Annotated in this window: 11 protein-coding genes and 1 pseudogene; 7 read left to right on the forward strand and 5 right to left on the reverse strand. The window is 51.5% G+C overall.

What is annotated here, in order from left to right; all coding sequences use genetic code 11:
- Positions 1-12 precede the first annotated feature (12 nt).
- A complete protein-coding gene (locus HNQ56_RS03430) occupies positions 13-1,707 on the reverse strand; it encodes a WG repeat-containing protein (RefSeq protein ID WP_429142840.1) in 1,695 nt (564 codons plus the stop codon).
- Positions 1,708-2,167: 460 nt separating this feature from the next.
- Here HNQ56_RS03430 and glgB point away from each other — a divergent pair, with 460 nt between their 5' ends.
- The 7 genes from glgB to HNQ56_RS03465 all read left to right on the forward strand — a co-directional run bounded on the left by glgB (position 2,168) and on the right by HNQ56_RS03465 (position 11,945).
- Positions 2,168-4,222 carry a 1,4-alpha-glucan branching protein GlgB gene (glgB, locus tag HNQ56_RS03435; RefSeq protein ID WP_429142842.1) on the forward strand — a complete coding sequence of 685 codons (2,055 nt, stop codon included), beginning with the start codon at positions 2,168-2,170 and terminating at the stop codon, positions 4,220-4,222.
- Positions 4,223-4,235: 13 nt separating this feature from the next.
- On the forward strand, positions 4,236-5,483 hold the full coding sequence (locus HNQ56_RS03440) for a glucose-1-phosphate adenylyltransferase (protein ID WP_429142844.1): 1,248 nt from the start codon (positions 4,236-4,238) through the stop codon (positions 5,481-5,483).
- A gap of 85 nt (positions 5,484-5,568) precedes the next feature.
- Positions 5,569-6,690 (forward strand): glucose-1-phosphate adenylyltransferase subunit GlgD, encoded by a 1,122-nt coding sequence (gene glgD, locus HNQ56_RS03445; protein WP_429142845.1) that lies wholly within the window; start codon positions 5,569-5,571, stop codon positions 6,688-6,690.
- A complete protein-coding gene (gene glgA, locus HNQ56_RS03450; protein WP_429142847.1) occupies positions 6,690-8,201 on the forward strand; it encodes a glycogen synthase GlgA in 1,512 nt (503 codons plus the stop codon). Before glgD ends, glgA begins: the two co-directional genes overlap by 1 nt.
- Positions 8,198-9,604 carry a glycogen synthase gene (locus tag HNQ56_RS03455; protein WP_429142849.1) on the forward strand — a complete coding sequence of 469 codons (1,407 nt, stop codon included), beginning with the start codon at positions 8,198-8,200 and terminating at the stop codon, positions 9,602-9,604. Before glgA ends, HNQ56_RS03455 begins: the two co-directional genes overlap by 4 nt.
- A gap of 236 nt (positions 9,605-9,840) precedes the next feature.
- Positions 9,841-10,740, forward strand: a complete 900-nt coding sequence (locus HNQ56_RS03460; protein ID WP_429142851.1) for a GGDEF domain-containing protein — start codon at positions 9,841-9,843, stop codon at positions 10,738-10,740.
- A 32-nt stretch (positions 10,741-10,772) separates the two neighbouring features.
- Entirely contained in the window at positions 10,773-11,945 is a 1,173-nt protein-coding gene (locus HNQ56_RS03465; RefSeq protein ID WP_429143012.1) for a family 8 glycosyl hydrolase, read from the forward strand.
- Positions 11,946-12,122: 177 nt separating this feature from the next.
- Here the strand turns inward: HNQ56_RS03465 and pyrG are convergent, their stop codons facing one another.
- The 4 genes and pseudogenes from pyrG to HNQ56_RS03485 form a co-directional block, all read right to left on the reverse strand.
- Positions 12,123-13,733, reverse strand: a complete 1,611-nt coding sequence (gene pyrG / locus HNQ56_RS03470) for a CTP synthase (protein WP_429143014.1) — start codon at positions 13,731-13,733, stop codon at positions 12,123-12,125.
- Between the two features lie 117 nt (positions 13,734-13,850).
- Positions 13,851-14,690: a diaminopimelate epimerase gene (dapF, locus tag HNQ56_RS03475; RefSeq protein ID WP_429143016.1), complete on the reverse strand. Its 840-nt coding sequence runs from the start codon at positions 14,688-14,690 to the stop codon at positions 13,851-13,853.
- Positions 14,691-14,702: 12 nt separating this feature from the next.
- Positions 14,703-17,789: pseudogene (carB, locus tag HNQ56_RS03480) on the reverse strand (carbamoyl-phosphate synthase large subunit); the annotation flags it as partial.
- The gene (locus tag HNQ56_RS03485; RefSeq protein WP_429142853.1) at positions 17,776-18,951 is read right to left on the reverse strand and encodes a carbamoyl phosphate synthase small subunit; all 1,176 of its coding nucleotides are present in this window, start codon (positions 18,949-18,951) and stop codon (positions 17,776-17,778) included. The pseudogene carB and the gene HNQ56_RS03485, both read right to left, overlap by 14 nt.
- Positions 18,952-19,431 lie beyond the last annotated feature (480 nt).

The following is a 19,431-nucleotide window of genomic DNA, read 5'->3' on the forward strand; positions in this document are numbered from 1 at the left end:
TAGCGGTGGTTATTATTTGTTATGAAATGCCTTCCAGAAGTCTCCGTTAGTATTCAGATACTCCGCCAGGTCGTCAAAGGAAATCTCAAATTCCGGAAAGCCTGCGGCATAAGGGGCAATCTCATAGGGATAGAAATAAATGACAAGGCTGTTTTCCGTCAGATAGAAATATTGTGCATCGGTTATTCCTGTAAAGCTGTCAGGAAGATAGAGGTTATCCTCGGAGGCCCCTTCCAGCTCGGCCTGAATGATTTCATTAATTGCGGTCTTGTAGCCGCTGTCCTTGAGGAATAAATCCTTTAATTCGTAGAAGCTGCCGGTTGCAATATCAATATAATAGTATTCCTTGAGAGGCATTCCATGGGCGGCTCCGGCAAAATAATCATAGCCGTTCATCTGAATGACCAGCAATTGATCCAGAAGAGAGGCCTGGAAGCGGTCATCGACGGACAGATAATCCTCCGCCGTAATATTGGCTCTTGCATCCGTGAAAATACTCTCCAGCTGTTCGTTAATCTGACGCTGAACCGCCGGGTCGGGCAAGCCCTCCACCTTGGGGTAGCGGACCATCACAGACCGCAGGGGCTTGAAATGAAGCTGCTTTACCAGAATGCCTGAGTCCAGGCGGAAGGTGGTATCAGCCTTCCACAGCACGGTATTATCCAAATTATAATATGCAAGATCACCGTCTATCTCCGCTTTTACGATATCTCCCAAAAGGGTAAGGCTGCCGCCGCCGTCATAGCTGGGCAGGGAGGAATCCTCCTGGCCGGTCTTGTCGATGAAGAACACGGCAGATTCATCGGCAGCAGAAGAATAATCTCCGTTAAAGGGCTGCAGGTCATATAAGTTGTATTCGGTTAATTGTTCCCCCTGGGCATTAAAAATAGCAGCCGGATAAAAGGAGGCCTTATAGGACTCCACGGAAGGATCCTTAATGGCAAAGAGATTGCTGCCCAGATAGTCAATGCTGCTGTATATGGGGTCAAATACGGGAGTATCATCCACCCTTTTCACACCATAGAGCATGATGTCGGAATCATAATAAATCAGATATCCATCCTGAAAATCACTCACATAACCGTTACCCAGGGTTACCTGGCTGTTCTCCAGCACGCTGCCGGTCCGGTCGATGAGCTGGAAGGAGCTTCCGTCGGGAAGAGCCACATAAGCCTGGCCGTCCTCGCTGAAATCATCAGCAAAGAGATAGGAGGGAGGAATCACCTCCTGCCCTTTCCGGTTGATATAGCCATAGAGCATGTTGTCTTCCACTGAGCGGAGGAAAGCCGCCATTCCATTACGGAAAGAGCGTATCTGGTTATCATTTTCATAAATTACGGTACCCTTTGAATCAATTACCTTATAAATCCCGTCTTGAATCACAATTGCCATACCTTCCGCAAAATCCTCGGCATGATCATAAGCGGGTTCAATGACAAAATTGCCGCTTCGGTCTATATAACCAAATTTAGTGACACATCCTGATTTTGTGTATGCGGGGTATAACTGCACTTCCTGTGCGGCATCCTCCGGAAGCGGCGAAGCCGTGGGAGAGACCGTGGGGGAGGGAAGCCCGGTGGGGCCGGGAAAGGGCTCCGGATTATTCACCTGTTCGGATTTCATCCGGAAAAATATAAAGTATACGGATACTGCAATAACAAGAACAGCTGCTAATGCGGCACCGATGATCAGCATCTTTTTTTTCATAAGGGGAACTCCTTTATCTAATTCTGTCAAGGATCGCACTGTTTGCCTACGCCTCCATTATATAATAGGAGAGAGAGAGAAGTAAAGACAATATATGTTAAGATTTATTTACGTTTTTATGAATTGGGGCCGGGAATTACATAAAAATTGTTTATAAAAGTTTATTGACTAGAAACAAAACAAAAAAATAGATAAAATATTTAGAATAATGAAAAAAAACCATTACAAATTCCGACAACTGTGGTATAATGTCGATAGACATTATACCCATGCATTTATGCGTATACGCCGGAGTGCAGCAGGTATTTAAGTGCGGGGTGAGCGGGGGCTTTTGATCCCATGGAACGCATTTTTCCGGGAAAAGTTTTAGGAATAATTTTGGCTTCAGTGTCATATATTTTGAATGTTGAAATTATACGGGGCGGATGACAGGCGGCAGAATATTGGGAGGTGAAGGCGGATGGCAGAAGATTACATAGTGCGTGATGGTACAGGGGCGGATGACACGTCTGCAGGCCGGGCGGTGAAAGGCAGAGCAGCAAAGAGCAGGGCAGCGGGAAGAACTGTCGGGAAGACCGCCGGAAAGACGGCGGAGGAGATAAGGGAGGAACAGATCTATCTCTTCCATGAGGGAACCAATTACAAGAGCTACCGTATGCTGGGAGCTCATTGTATGGAACAGGGCGGTCAGGCCGGAGTCCGTTTCAGCGTGTGGGCTCCGAATGCCGAAGGAGTCAGTGTTGTGGGAGATTTTAACCAGTGGAATCCGGGACTTCATCCGATGAAGAGGAAGGAAGAGACGGATATCTGGGAATTATTCCTTCCGGGCATCATGCCGGGAGAGCTGTATAAATATGCGGTCAGGACCCAGCGGGGGGAGATACTCTATAAAAGCGATCCTTACGGCTATTATAGCGAGCTACGTCCGAAGACGGCGTCTGTTGTCTATAAGCTGGAGGGTTTTGCCTGGACGGATGAGGAGTGGATTAAGAGCAGGGATGCAAGGCTTCCCCTGAATATGCCTCTGCTGATCTATGAGGTACACCCGGGATCATGGAAGAGGAAGGAGGATCAGTCCTTCCAAAGCTATAAGGAACTGGCGGCCCAGTTGGTGGATTATGTGGCCGATATGGGATATACCCATATTGAACTGATGCCCATTATGGAGCATCCCTTTGACGGCTCCTGGGGATACCAGGTTACCGGATATTATGCCGTTACCAGCCGGTACGGAACACCGAAGGAATTTATGTATTTCGTTGATTATTGCCACCGGAAGGGAATCGGTGTCATCCTTGACTGGGTGCCGGGGCATTTCCCCAGAGATGCTCACGGACTGGCACGGTTTGACGGCACTCCTATCTATGAACATCCTGACCCGAGAAGAGGGGAGCATCCCCAGTGGGGAACTCTGATCTTTGATTATGGACGGCATGAGGTCCAGAGCTTTCTGATCTCCAACATCATCTTCTGGCTGGAGTATTATCATGTGGACGGTTTCCGGGTAGATGCGGTTACCAGTATGCTTTACCATGATTTCGGCAGGGAGGAATGGCTGCCGAACCAGTACGGGGGCAATGAGAATCTGGAGGCTGCCGCTTTGCTCAGAAGGCTGAACGAGGTGGTGTATTCCCAGTATCCGGGAACAATGATGATTGCGGAGGATTCCAGCCAGTGGCCGCTGGTTACCGCGCCTACCAGCAGCGGAGGACTGGGCTTTCTGTACAAATGGAATATGGGATGGATGAACGATACCTTGAAATATACCTCAATGGATCCGGTTTACCGTAAATGGAACCATAATCTGCTGACCTTTTCCTTAGTCTATGCCTTTTCTGAAAATTATATCCTTCCCCTCTCTCATGACGAAGTGGTGCATGGAAAGCGTTCTCTGTTAAATAAGATGCCGGGAGAATACCGGCGGAAATTTGCAGGGCTTCGGGCGCTGTTCGGCTACATGATGTCCCATCCCGGTAAAAAACTGGTCTTTATGGGCGGAGAATTCGGACAGTTTATTGAGTGGCGCTATGATGCCGGGCTGGACTGGCTGCTGCTGGATTATGAGATGCATCAGAAGATGAAGGATTATGTGAGAGCATTAAATCATTTTTATATCGGACAGCCGTCCCTGTGGCAGGATGACAACGGCTGGAGCGGTTTTCAATGGGTCTGCCCGGAGGATAACAACCAGAGCGTGCTGGCTTTTTTAAGAAAGGGCAGGGATGCCGGGGATTATCTTCTGGTAGCGATAAATTTCACCCCGGTCGAGAGGCCGGAATACCGGATTGGAGTTCCTGCGGCGAAGAGCTATCAGGAGGTCTTCAGCTCGGATGATGCCTGCTTCGGGGGGGATGGCTGCGGAGAGCACAGGGCTGTCAAGGTTGAGAAAATCCCCTGCCATGGGTATGAGCAGTCGATCACAGTGAGACTGCCCTCCCTGTCGGTGGTATTTTACCAGCCGGCGAAGCAGAAGAGAAGATCGGTTAAAAAAGAGGCTGTAAAGAAAGAAGAATAAAGGAGGACTTGTTATGGTAACAAAAAAATGTGTGGCCATGCTGCTCGCGGGAGGGCAGGGAAGCAGATTGGGAGTACTGACGAAAAACACTGCAAAGCCTGCGGTTCCGTTCGGAGGAAAATATAGAATCATTGATTTTCCCCTCAGCAATTGTACGAATTCGGGCATTGATACGATTGGGGTTCTGACCCAGTATAAGCCCTTAAAATTAAATTCCTATATCGGAATAGGCCAGCCCTGGGACCTGGACCGTCTCAACGGCGGCGTTACCATTCTTCCTCCCTATATGAAGCAGACCGTCGGGGAATGGTATTCCGGCACGGCCAATGCCATTTGCCAGAATATTGAATACATAGAAGCCTATGATCCCGAATACGTTCTGATCCTTTCCGGTGACCAGATCTACAAGATGGATTATAACGCCATGCTGAACTACCATGAGGAGAAGAAGGCGGATGTTACCATCGCGATTCTCGAGGTGCCGTGGGAGGATGCCAGCCGTTTTGGCATCATGAACACGGAGGAGGACGATAAAATCTATGAATTCGTGGAGAAGCCCAAAAAGCCCATCAGCAACAAGGCGTCCATGGGAATTTACATATTCAGCTGGAAGAAGCTGAGGCATTATCTGGTGGAGGATATGAACACTCCCGGCTCCCATAATGATTTTGGAAAGGATATCATCCCGAAGATGCTGAAGGAGGGGGAGCGTATGTACGCCTATCCCTTCAAGGGCTACTGGAGGGATGTGGGAACCATCCAGAGCCTGTGGGAAGCCAATATGGATCTGTTGGAAGAGGAGCCTGAACTGGATCTTTATGATACCGGCTGGAAGATCTATTCCAGGAATCCCGTGGAACCGCCTCATTTTATTGCCATGGGAGCCAATGTAAAGCGCTGTATCATAACAGAGGGCGGAATTATATACGGGGATGTGAATCATTCCGTGTTGTTTGCCGGTGTAACCGTAGGACGGGGCAGCAAAATCAGCAACTCCATTCTTATGCCCAATGTAAAGATCGGAGAGAATACGGTGATCGAAAACGCTATTATTGCCGAGAACACAGTGATTGGAGACAATTGCAGCATCGGTTGTTCCATGAAGCCGGATACCGGGACGGAGCAGGGAGAAAATCAGGGAGAAAATCAGGGAGAGATTACCGTGGTTGGAGAAAATCTGGTGATTGCCTCCGGTTTCCGTCTGGAGCAGGGAAGCATGATTGATGCGGATAATTACCGGTCTTATCAGGCCGTAGTGTGAAAAGGATGGGAAAATGCGGCATCTTAGAATAGTATTTTGATCAGAAGAATAAAGAATGCTGTAAAAATGGCAGAATGGAGGATTTATGAGAGACACAATGGGAATTATTTATACCGGAGACAGCAATGTGAGCCTGCAGGAGCTTACATTGAAGCGGTCCGTTGCGGCGCTGCCCTTTGGGGGAAGATACCGTATTATAGATTTCATTTTATCGAATATGGTGAATTCGGGAATTATTAATGTGGGAATCATCACACAGAACAATTACCACTCCCTGATGGATCATCTGGATACCGGCCAACCCTGGGATCTGGACCGGAAGAAAGGCGGCTTGTTCATTCTTCCGCCCTATGTCAGCCATGAGAACCGGGGCTGGTACCGGGGGGATATTGAGGCTTTTCACAGCAATATGTCCTATATCCGCAAGAGTCCTCAGAAATATGTGGTTCTGTCCGGCAGTTCCATGGTGTGCAATCTGAATTACTACGGAGCCATGGAGTTTCATAAGGCCAATAACGCGGATATTACCATAATCTACAAGGAGATGAAAAAGGCGGATAAGGAATTGCTGTCCAAGCATACGATTATCAATACCGACGGTGACAACCGGATTACCGACCTGGAGGTGAATCCCACCAACCCCATCTCCAACAAGCTGTGTATGGAAATGTACATCATCGAGAAAAGACTGTTTGAGTATCTGGTGGATGAGTGTGAGGCAAGGGGAAGGTTTGATTTCATCAAGGACGCGCTGAGACGGAATCTGAATAAGCTGAAGATCTACGGATATCCCTATGACGGTTATCTGGCCAACATGGATAATATCCAGTCTTATTTTAAGCATAATCTGGAGCTGGTGAAGCCGGAGAATTTCTATGAGCTGTTCCATGATTCCGGCCTGGTCTATACCAAGGTAAGGGATGAGGTTCCCGCCAAATACGGCATGAATGCCAAGGCGGAGAATTCTCTGGTGGCCGATGGCTGTGTGGTCAACGGACAGGTGGAGAACTGTGTTCTGTTCCGGGGAGTAAAGATCGCAGAAGGAGTTGTTGTGAAGAACAGTGTGATCATGCAGGATGCGGAGATTCAGGAAAGGGTCGTGCTGGAGAATGTGATTCTGGATAAGGAAGTTATTGTCCGCAAAGGAAAGCACCTGGTAGGGCAGGAATGCTATCCGGTGGTGATTAGAAAGGGAACCGTGATATGATGAATAAAATTTTAATGGCGGCATCGGAAGCCAGCCCCTTTGCAAAAACGGGAGGCTTGGCCGATGTAATCGGGGGACTGCCCCAGGCGTTAAAGCAGCTGGGTGCGGATGTCCGGGTGATTATGCCCAAATATGAATATGCAGGCAAATCCAAAAGGATTGTAAGGGATGAGGCAACAGGGGAGCTGGAGGAGACGGAAGACAGGGCGTCTTTGTCCGAGCTCATGTGGGAACAGGATCTGGTTCTCCGGCATATAGGTGAGATCTATGTAAGGCTGGGCTGGCGCAGCTTGTATTGCGGAATAGAACAGACGGAGTATCGGGGCGTTACTTATTATTTTATTGATAATGAATTCTATTTTAAACGGGACAGCTGCTATGGCTATGGGGATGATGAGGAGCGTTTTGCATTCTTTTGCCGGGCCGTGCTGGAGGTTCTTCCCTATCTGGATTTCATACCGGAGGTTCTGCATTGCCATGACTGGCAGACGGGAATGATTCCGGTGCTGCTGGAGTCACAGTACCGGGGCCTGGAGCAATACCGGAATATTAAGACGGTTTTCACCATTCATAACCTTAAATTCCAGGGAGTCTGCGGAGTTTCTGAGATGAAGGAATGGTTCGGACTGGGGGAGGAATACTTTACTCCGGATAAGCTGGAGTTCTATGGGGCCGCCAGCTTTATGAAGGGCGGGCTGACCTATTCCCACCGGATCACAACAGTGAGCGAATCCTATGCCCAGGAGATTAAAGATCCTTATTACGGGGAGCGTATGGATGGATTGCTGAAGGCCAGGGAACAGGAGCTGAGAGGAATTGTCAACGGCATTGACTACGAGGCCTTCAATCCGAAGACAGATCCCTTTATCTATCATAATTATACCAAGTCCACCATCCGGGAAAAGAAGCAGAATAAGGTGGAGCTGCAGAAACGGCTGGGTCTGACGGTGGACGAGGAGATTCCCATGATCGGTCTGGTCTCCCGGCTGACGGATCAGAAGGGGCTGGCGCTGATTGAATGCGTCTTTGACGAGATCATGAAGGAAGGCGTCCAGTTTGTAATTCTGGGAAGCGGCGATAGAAAATATGAAGAATTATTTAAAAATGCCGTAGACCGGTATCCGGGAAGCGTTGCGGTAAAGATAGCCTACAGCGATCCCAGGGCACAGAGAATCTATGCGGCCTCCGACTTCTTTTTGATGCCCTCCCTCTTTGAACCCTGCGGATTGGGCCAGCTGATCAGCATGCGCTACGGAACCCTGCCCATCGTCCGGGAGACCGGCGGCCTGCGGGACACGGTCCAGTCCTACAATGAAGTGACAGGAGAGGGCAATGGTTTCAGCTTTACCAATTATAATGCACACGATATGCTTTATACAATCCAGAGGGCGCTGGGCATCTACCGTAAGAAGACCCTGCGTGTCAAATTGATGAAGGCTGCCATGTCCTGCAATAACAGCTGGGAGGTGCCGGCGGGCAAATATATGGAGTTATATGGAGAGTTAGAATGAAGAAGAGACAGCTGCTCTATGTGACGGCAGAGCTTGCCCCCTATGCCAGAGAGGGAGGTCTCGGGGAGATTGGAAGGGACTTTTCAAAGAGTCTGGCGGAATATGGGGACTATGAGGTGAGCCGGGTTATGCCCTGTTACAAATCCGCGGGCGCAGACCTGTGCTACCGGATGGATTATCCTGTGGAAATAGGACAAGGCTTTGATACCTGTGTGGTTAAGACAGAGGCTTCCGGGGATATACAGACCTATTTTATCACCTGCGACCGGTATTTTTACCGGGATCAGATCTATGGGTATGAGGATGACGGGCTTAGATTCTTTTTCTTCTGCAAGGCGGTGCTGGAGCTGATACGCAGGCTCCCGTACCTGCCGGAGCTTGTCCATGTTAATGACTGGCATACCGGGATGCTGCCCCTTCTGCTGAAGAAGGAGTTCCCGAAGATTAAAACCGTGTACACGGTTCATAATATATCCTATCAGGGGAGCATCCCGGCCTCCTGTCCGGCGGTCAAGCTGACTGCGGCGGAGCAGTATTTTCTTGGAGGGCCGGAGGGGCTGAACTTTATGAAAGCGGGAATTCTGTATGCGGATCTGCTGACGACGGTAAGCGCAGGCTATTGTGAAGAGCTTATGCAGCCGGAGCTGGGGTGCGGAATGACACCGCTGCTGAAGCAGCGCAAGCATCCCATGGTGGGTATTTCCCATGGAATTGATGTGAGGGACTATGATCCGGAGGCCGGAGGACAGGTAGAATATCCCTATGACCGGGATGGATGGGAGCTTAAGAAGAGGAATCGGGGGTCGCTGCGGCAGCATTACAGCCTCCCGGAGGATGACCGCCCTTTGGCCGCGATGATAACCCGGCTGGAGGATTCGGAAGGAATCGATGCTCTGTTGAACGTGATGAGCTTTCTTGATTTTAGCAGGATCCAACTTATGATTCTGGGAACCGGAGGTTCTGCTTCTTCCTACTATCAAGAACTTTTGAAGGGGATTACCGCAGGTTATTCCGGAAGCGTTGCTGTGGACTGTCAATACAGCCCGGACAAGGCAAAGAGAATCTATGCCGGTGCGGATATTTATCTTATGCCTTTCCGGCATGAGCCCTGCAGCCTGGGGCCGCTTTATGCCATGCGTTACGGGGCGGTGCCGGTGGTATATCCGGCGGGCGGACTAAAAGATTTTGCGAATAATGGCTTTTCTGTCCGGGAACAGAGCGGACAGGCTCTGAAGGAGGCTTTGAGCCGGGTGCTGGAGGCATATGGAACTTCTGCCTGGAGCGGATATGTGAAGAATTGTATGGATTATGACGCCTCCTGGCAGCGAAGCATCAGAGAATACGGAAAGTATTATGAAGAACTGTTTTCAGACCCCGCCTGTACTCAGGACAGCAGGGGGTAAAATATTGGTCTTGTGTTTGTAAAATATGGGACTGCTGCAGTATTTATTCAACATAAGAGCGGCTCATCACGCGGCCGGCTTGTTGTTTGCAGCAGTCCCATATCTGATTGCAAAGAATCCTTGTTTGTATTCTTTTGACATATCTAGGTTTATCTGTTAATATAAAGAAAAAATAAGCGATTTTATCGGAGGCAGAAGTGCATTTGATTTTCGCACTGCAGAAGGGTGGAATAACAATGTATGACCAGGAAATAAACGAGGTCTTGGATAAGATAAACATTCTTTCCAATGCTTATGATAATGTCCGGATTGTAGACCCGGTGAAAAATAGGATGATTTATATTCAGGAGAACACCCCCCTTGATTCTGGAATCCGATGCTATGATTTCTGGAGCAGGGAGGAAGCATGTGAAAATTGTATTTCCATGCAGTCCTACCGGGAGCAGAGGACTTTCGTAAAGCTGGAATATAACATGAATGAGATATATCTGGTAACTGCCATTCCCATCGAGTTTTCTGACCGGAAGATGGTACTGGAGCTGATTAAGAATGCCACGGACAGCATCAGCGTGAATCTCAACAATCTCAACGAGGGCGGCTTAAGCAGTGAGCTGTATGCGGTATTGAGCAATCTGAACTACATAGCACGCAAGGATTCCCTGACCGGCCTCTATAACCGGGGCTATCTGGAGGAGAAGCTTCCGATTGATCTGGTCAATGCAAATCTGACCAGCTGCAGCATATCGGTTATCATGGCGGATATTGATTCCTTCGAGGACATCAGGGAGACCTACGGGAAATCGGCAGGGAACTGTGTGCTGAAGAAGGTTGGGGAGCTTCTGAAGAGCAGTCTGAAACGGGACAATGACTGGGCGGCGCGTTACGGCAGCCAGGAATTTCTGGTCTGTCTGCCGGGAGCACCTCTCGGCTTTGCCATGGAGATGGCGGAGAAGATCAGGACAAGCCTGGAAAAGGTGGTGATCCAATGCGAGGAAGTAAAAATTCCTATTACCGTCAGCTTTGGTGCGGCCGCCGTGATTCCGGAGCTGGGCTTTACCGTGGAGGAACTTGTTAAGAAAGCGAATCAGAAGCTTCAGGAGGCAAAACGAAACGGCGGAAATAGGGTGGAAGCATAGAAAATTTACAATACGAAGGAATGGGGAGAGCAATGGAAATGAGGGATAGGCAGTATTATCGCAATGTATTTCTGGAACTGGGCAAGACGGAGGAAGAGATTGCCGAAAGGCTGGAACAGATTGCAGATACTTTTTTTAATAAGGAAGGAGAAAAAATATATTTTCCGGCAGGAAAAGAGATGGCATATATTGAGGATACCGGCAACCGGGACGTACGGACGGAAGGCATGTCTTACGGGATGATGATCTGCGTGCAGCTGGATAGGAAGGAAGAATTTGACCGGATCTGGAAATGGGCCAAGACCTATATGTGGATGGATACCGGAGAGAACGAGGGCTATTTTGCCTGGTCCTGCAAGACGGACGGGACCAGGAATTCTCAAGGACCGGCTCCCGACGGCGAGGAATTCTTTGCCATGGCACTGTTTTTTGCCGCCCATCGGTGGGGAAACGGCGAAGGGATTTTTGATTACGAGAAGGAGGCCAGGGAAATTCTGCGGGCCTGCATCCATAAAGGAGAAGGGGGAAGACCGGGGAAGCCCATGTGGAACCGTGACAACAGGCAGATTCTGTTTGTTCCCGGCATCGATTTTACCGATCCCTCCTATCATCTTCCCCATTTCTATGAGCTCTTTGCATTGTGGTCCTATGAGGAGGACCGACCCTTCTGGGAGGAAGCGGCAAAGGCCAGCAGAGAATACCTGGCAAAGTCCTGCCATCCGGTGACGGGAATGTCCCCGGAATATGCGGAGTTTGACGGCAGTCCTATGAGGAGGTCCCTTCGCTGGTCCGGGGACCGTCATGACTGGTTCTATAGCGATGCCTACCGCACAATTGCCAATATCGGTTTGGATTACGAATGGTGCGGTGTGGATGAGGGGCAGAGAATTGCCGCTGAGAGACTGCAGTACACTCTTGGGGTGGTACATCGGGAGAATCCGTATCTGATCTTTGAAGTGGACGGAGCCCCGTTGGAAAAGGAGGCCCTGCATCCGGTTGCTATTCTGGCAACGACTGCCCAGGGAACCCTGGCCATTCAGGAACGTCTGGACAGCTCTGAGCTGTCGGAAGCGGGCCGGCTGGCAAGGGAGTGGGCACAGAGGTTCTGGGACCAGCCCATGCGCAAGGGTGAGCGAAGGTATTATGATAATTGCCTGTATGTGTTTGCGTATCTGGCATTGAGCGGGAATTATAGAATTTGGTAAAGAAATGATATGATCCGGAAGATTATATTGAGAGAAATCTTATATTGAGAGGAAGGCCGTATTGCAGGGTCACACTGAGGAAGACCGTATTGTAAGAAAATCATATTAAGAGGAAAGCATACCCTTGCCATGGTTCGGCTAGAAATATGCTTTCCTTTTTTTGTTTCCTTTTTTGGATTACTGGTTTTTTATGCTTAAGGCGGCCCGGAGAAGTCCAAGGAACAAGGGATGAGGTTTGTCCGGACGGCTTTTGAATTCCGGGTGAAACTGCACGCCGATGTAGAAGGGATGGGCCTCCTTCGGCAGCTCCACGGCTTCCACCAGCCGTCCGTCCGGTGAGGTGCCGCTGAGAGACAGGCCGTTTTTCGTTAGAATATCCCGGTACTCGTTGTTCACCTCAAAACGGTGGCGGTGGCGTTCGCTGATCTCATCGGAGGCATACAGATTGTGCAGCAGGGTGCCTGACACCGTTTTGCAAGGATAGGCGCCGAGGCGCATGGTTCCGCCTTTTTTCGTCACTCCGGCCTGCTCCGGCATGATATCAATCACGCGGTGAAAAGCCGTCTCCTTGAATTCGCCGGAGTGGGCGTCGGTTAAGGCACAGATATGGCGGGCAAATTCAATGACGGCTATCTGAAGGCCGAGACAGATACCTAAGAAGGGTATTTTGTGTTCTCTTGCATATTGGCAGGCTGTGATCTTTCCTTCGATACCCCGGTCGCCGAAGCCGCCCGGTACGATGATGCCCTGGCTTCCCCCCAGCAGATCCCCTGCATTGGAGGGGGTCACCTCCTCGCTGTCAACCCAGCGGAGGTTCACCTTGCTTCCGGTTTCGTATCCGGCATGGTTCAGGCTCTCTATGATGGAGAGGTATGCATCATGGAGCCGTACATATTTACCTACAATGGCGATGGTTACATCTTTCTTCCTTGCCGCGGCCTTTGCGGTCATGGTTCTCCATTCCCGCAGATCCGGTTCGGGAGTATCCAGGGAAAGCTCCCGGCAGACCACCCGGTCCAACCCGTTCTCATGCAGCATAAGAGGTGCCTCGTACAGGCAGGGCACGGTCAGGTTCTCAATGACGCAATCGGGCTTCACATTGCAAAAGAGGGAGATCTTCGCTTTAATCCCCTCATCCAGGGGCACATCGGCTCTGGCGATAATAATATTAGGGGAGATGCCCATGGAACGCAGCTCTTTCACCGAGTGCTGGGTGGGCTTGGACTTGTGTTCGTCGGAGCCCTTCAGGTACGGAACCAGGGTTACGTGGATAAACAGGCAATTTTCATGCCCTACCTCAAGGGAAATCTGACGGATCGCTTCCAAAAACGGTTGGCTTTCAATATCGCCGGTGGTGCCGCCGATTTCCGTAATCAATATGTCGGCTCCGCTATTTTTAGCGCCTTTGTAAATGAAATCCTTGATTTCTCCCGTAATATGAGGAATCACCTGTACCGTCTCGCCCAGATAACCGCCGGTTCGTTCCCGGTTTAATACATTCCAATACACCTTGCCAGAGGTGAGATTGGAAAGCTTAGTCAGATTTTCATCGATAAACCGCTCATAATGCCCGAGATCGAGATCCGTCTCCGCACCGTCGTCGGTGACAAACACCTCGCCGTGCTGAAAGGGACTCATGGTGCCGGGATCAACATTCATATAAGGGTCCAGCTTCTGGGCCACCACCTTGAGCCCTCTCTGCTTTAAGAGCCGCCCCAGGGATGCGGCGGTGATGCCCTTTCCAAGGCCGGATACCACTCCGCCTGTTACAAAGATAAATTTTGTCATATCGTTCACCTCACTCATAATTAGATCCATGCCTTTTGACATATAAATCACTATGATTATACCGGCATGGACCGGCCTTCTCTTGCTTGATCTATTTTATTGATGTATTTTGCATTTTTAGCCTTCTACTATTCCGTCAAATACTTTCTTACAGTCTCCCGTCATGAATACCGCATCCTCGGTATAGCGGACGGTAAGCTCACCGCCCGGCAGCACAACCCGGATGTCGCTATCCTTGTCACAGTATCCGTTCAGCACCGCGGCCACTGCCGCAGCACAGGCGCCTGTGCCGCAGGACATGGTTTCGCCGCTGCCCCGCTCCCAGACTCTCATCTTCAAATAGTTTCTTCCCATCAGCTCTACGAATTCGGCGTTTACCCGGTCGGGGAACAGCTTGTCATTCTCAAGGAGCGGGCCGGTCTCGGCCAGCCTGAGCCGTGCCACATCCTCGCAGAATACCACGCAATGGGGATTGCCCATGGACACACAGGTGATCTCCATGGTTTTTCCGCCGATGGTTACCGGCCTTGCCACAACGCAGTCCCCCGGCAGCCTGACAGGAATCTGGCTGGGGTGCAGCTCCGCCCTGCCCATATCTACCCGGACCGTGGAGACGAAGGAGTTCCTGGTGTATAAATTCAGCCGCCGGATGCCGGAGAGGGTCTCGATGGTCATATCCAGCTTACGTACAATATTGTTGTCGTAAAGATATTTTGCTATACAGCGTATGGCATTTCCGCACATCTTTCCTTCGCTGCCGTCCAGATTGAACATCCGCATTCTGGCATCCGCCGTATCCGAAGGAAGAATCAGCACAACACCGTCGCCGCCTATGCCGTAATGCCGGTCGGCAAGGAGGACGGACAGGGATTCCGGCGAGTTGATCTTAAGATCAAAGCAGTTGATGTAGATGTAGTCATTGCCGCAGCCCTGCATTTTAGTGAAAGGAAGCTCCATGCGGCGGGTTCTTAAGTGATTGATATCAACCAGCTCGGTGTTGATTTCGCTGTATCCGGAAAGCAGGCTGTCCGCCAGGGCGTTTGCCGTATCCACCGAGGTCAGGCAGGGGATGCCCAGGGCACAGGCCCTTCTTCGTATCTTCACACCGTCGGAAGCGGGATGCCTGCCTTTGGCGGAGGTGGAGATGATGTAGCTGATCCTGCCGCTGGCTAACAGGTCCGCGGTGTTGTTGGCGATACCTTCATGGATTTTTCCTACGGTCTCCACCTCAAAGCCTTTGCTCTTTAACAGCTTTGCCGTGCCGCTGGTGGCATAAAGCTGAAAGCCGCATTTGCAGAGCTTCTCTGCGATGGGGAGAATCTCCGGCTTGTCGCTGTCCCGCACGGTAATCAGCACGCCGCCGTGCTTTAACAGCCGGTAACCGGCGGCGACCAGTCCCTTATACAGCGCCTCCTCCAGGTTTTTGCCGATGCCCAGCACCTCGCCGGTGGATTTCATCTCAGGCCCCAGATGCGTGTCCACATCCGTGAGCTTTTCAAAGGAGAATACCGGCACCTTGACCGCCACATAGGGAGGAATGGGGGCAATCCCGGAGCCGAAGCCCAGGTCTGTGAGCCGCTTGCCCACGCTGACACTGGCAGCCAGCTCGCACATGGGAACACCCGTGACCTTGCTGATGTAGGGGACCGTCCGGGAGGCCCGGGGATTGACCTCGATGACATAGACCTCGTTTTGGTAAAGCACATACTGGATGTTGACCAGTCCCCTGACCTTCAGCGCCATACACAGCTTTCTGGTAACCTCGAAGATACGCTCCGCCAGCTCGTCCTCGATACCGGCGGCGGGATAGACGGCGATGCTGTCCCCGGAATGGATTCCGGTGCGCTCGATGTGCTCCATAATGCCGGGAATCAGCACATCGGCGCCGTCGCAGATGGCGTCCGCCTCAATCTCCCGGCCGGAGAGGTATTTGTCAATCAGCACGGGGCTTTCCTGCTTCTGGCGCAGGATGATCTCCATATACTCCCGGATATCCGCGGGCTCAAAGGCGATAATCATATTCTGTCCGCCCAGGACATAGGAGGGGCGCATCAGGACGGGATAGCCCAGCTGATCCGCCGCTTCCAGAGCCTCGGCCTCATTGGTGACGCAGCAGCCCTGGGGCCGCTGTATGCCCAGCTGTGCAAGAAGCAGGTCAAACCGTTCCCGGTCCTCACAGATATCGATGCTGTCCGCCGAGGTGCCGATAATGGCAATCCCGCGTTCCTGCAGCTTTTTGGTGAGCTTGATGGCGGTGCCGCCCCCGAAGGCGGCTACGACGCCCAGGGGCTTTTCCATTTCAACGATGCTCGTCACATCGTCGAGGCAGAGGGGCTCGAAATACAGCCGGTCTCCGGTGTCAAAGTCGGTGGACACCGTTTCAGGATTATTATTGACGACAATTACCTCGTATCCCAGCTTTTTCAAGGTACGGACACAGTGGACACAGGCGTAGTCAAACTCGATGCCCTGCCCGATGCGGATCGGCCCGCTGCCTAAAACGATGATCCGGGGCTTTTCCGATTTTTTAATAAAGGCAAGGGCTTCGTTCTCACCAGTATTCTGAATGGAGTAGAAATAAGGGGTCTTTGCGGCGAATTCCCCGCCGCAGGTATCCACCATTTTATAAATAAGCGGCATTGACGGCTTCGGGGCTGTGGTCAGGTTCTTAAGGCAGTGGAGAAACCAGCGGTCCACCATGGTCATGGCATGAAGCTCCTCAATGCCCATCCCCCGTTTGATGGCCTCGTACAGCACAAACAGGCGCTCGTCGGTAACGGTGCGCAGCAGCTCCCGGATTTCCTGATCCGTTTTGGAAGCGATGCGGGGATGATGAAGAGAGGTCAGCCCGATTTCCGCACCGCGGACGGCTTTCAGGAGCGCTTCCTCAAAGGTATCCGCAATGGCCATGACCTCGCCGGTGGCTTTCATCTGGGTGCCCAATTCCTTTTGGGCATAGACGAATTTGTCAAAGGGCCATTTGGGAAGCTTTACCGCCACATAATCCAGGGTCGGCTCAAAGGCGGCGAAGGTGCTGCCGGTAACGGCGTTGATGATTTCATCCAGGGTGTAGCCGATGGCAATTTTCGCGGCCACCTTTGCAATGGGATAGCCGGTGGCTTTGCTGGCCAGGGCGGAGGAACGGGAGACACGGGGGTTGACCTCGATAACCGCATATTCGAAGCTGTGGGGATTCAGTGCAAACTGGCAGTTGCAGCCTCCCTCAACGCCGAGGGCCTGAATGATATCCAGCGCGGCGGTGCGCAGCATCTGGTATTCCTTATCCGCCAGGGTGACGGCGGGAGCGATCACAATGCTGTCGCCAGTATGGATGCCGACGGGATCGAAGTTCTCCATGGAACAGACGGTAATTGCGTTGCCGGCGCTGTCCCTCATGACTTCAAATTCGATCTCCTTCCACCCCGCGATGGATTTCTCCACCAGAATCTGATGGATGGGGGACAGGGACAGGCCGCCTCCGGCGATCTCCAGAAGCTGGGAAGGGGTGTCTGCGATTCCGCCGCCGCTGCCGCCCAGGGTGAAGGCGGGTCTTATAATAACAGGATAGCCGATTTCCTCTGCGAAGGCAAGGGCGGTGTCCGCATCGGTGGCGATGACGGAAGCCACCACCGGCTGGCCGATCTGCTCCATGGTTTCTTTGAAGAGCTGCCGGTCCTCCGCCTTGTCGATGGTCTGGGGTGAGCTTCCCAGGAGCCGCACGTTCATCCGGTCGAGAAAGCCCTCCTTTGCCAGCTGCATACAAAGGGTAAGACCGGTCTGCCCGCCCAGTCCCGACAGGATGCTGTCGGGGCGTTCCTTCTCAATAATCCGCTTAATGGTGGTCAGAGTCAGCGGTTCAATATAGATTTTATCGGCGCTGCTTTTATCGGTCATGATGGTGGCGGGATTGGAGTTCACCAGCACGATTTCAATGCCGTCCTCCCGCAGCACGCGGCAGGCCTGGGTGCCGGCGTAGTCAAATTCCGCGGCCTGACCGATTATAATCGGCCCCGAGCCGATGAGCAGAACCTTTTTAATGCATTTATTCAGCGGCATATCTTCCGGCCTCCATCTTCTTTATAAATAAATCGAATAAAAACAAGGTATCCTGGGGCCCGCCGCAGGCTTCGGGATGAAACTGCACAGAGAAGGCGGGCGACTGCTTGTAGTATAACCCCTCGCAGGTCTGGTCATTGACATTGATGAACCACTGGTCCGCAATGCCGGGGTCGATGCTGTCCGGGTCTACGGTGTATCCGTGGTTCTGGCTGCTGATGTAGACCCGGCCGGTTTTCAGATCCTTCACCGGCTGGTTGGCCCCCCGGTGCCCGTATTTCAGCTTGCCGGTCTTAAATCCGTGGGCCAGGGCCAGGAGCTGATGACCCAGGCAGATGCCGAAGATCGGGATTTTGGTTTCAAGCAGGACTTTGAGGCGGCGGATGATATCCCCATTGTCGGCAGGGTCGCCGGGACCGTTGGAAAGCATGATACCGTCGGGGGAGAGGCGGAGTATCTCCTCAGGCGGGGAGTCACAGGGGAGAAGCCGCACATCGCATCCGCGTTTTGTCAGCTCCCGAATCATACTTTCCTTCCGTCCGAAGTCCAGCATAGCTACCATGTATGTTGCAGAAGGCGGGAGAGGGGCAGCCAGGGCCGCCGTTGCAGGGCATGGGGATGAACTGTGAAGTGTGCTGTGCGCTGCTTCTTCTGCTTTATAGAGCATGGGCTCGGTGCAGGAAACCTTCTGTACGGCGTTCTTGATCTGATAGGAACGGATTTGCCGGAGCATGGCTTTATCCGGCTGCTCTTTTGTGATCCGGCCGTTCATCACACCCTGCTCCCTTATGATTTTTGTGAGAGCCCTTGTGTCGATGCCCCAGAGCCCCACGATGTTCTTTTCCCTTAAAAAAGTGCCAAGAGTTCCCTCGCTTCGAAAGTTGGAGGGGTCCTGGCAGGGAGTCTTTACAATATAGGCCAGAGGGCCGACGGATACGCTTTCAAAATCCGAGGGAATGATGCCGTAGTTGCCAATAAGGGGGAAGGTTTGAAGGACGATCTGGCCATGGTAGCTTTGATCCGTAAGGGTTTCCAAATAACCGGTCATGCCGGTGGTAAATACGATTTCTCCTGTGATATCGCCGGCTGCGCCGAAGCTCTGTCCTTCAAAAACCGCGCCGTTTTCCAGAATCAGATTAAGTCTGTTGTCGATGATATTCATAGATTTTCCATGTCCCTTCTGCCGCTGTTTCGCCTGTGATACAGCCTGCAAGAGCCTTGGGCTGCAGACACAAATCATTTAAAAAGAAAAAGCGTACATCGTATCATGCGGACAGCTGCAGACCGGATGGAGAGCCGGTTCCTTCGCTGAGATACACATGATAGATGAACGCCTTCGTTCAATTTGCGTAATTATAAAGCTTGGATGAGAATTTGTCAAGCAAAAAATTAAAAGGGCAGTAACAGCTCAGACGGGGTACGGGAGGAGAACATAATACCCCCTCACACACAGGACGTAAGACACAGGATGGAATTTGTATGTCATATCCGTACACGTTTGTTCGTCTATGGCATACAAGTCCCATCCTGTGTCTTACATACAGTGCATTACGGGGGTATTATGTTCTCCTCCCGTACCCCGTCTGAGCTGTTACGAAGGGCAGCCAAAAGGACAAAATAAAAATGAAAAAGGACAAAATAA

This window comes from Anaerotaenia torta (genome assembly GCF_050433395.1).
GTDB lineage: Bacteria > Bacillota > Clostridia > Lachnospirales > Lachnospiraceae > Mobilitalea > Mobilitalea torta.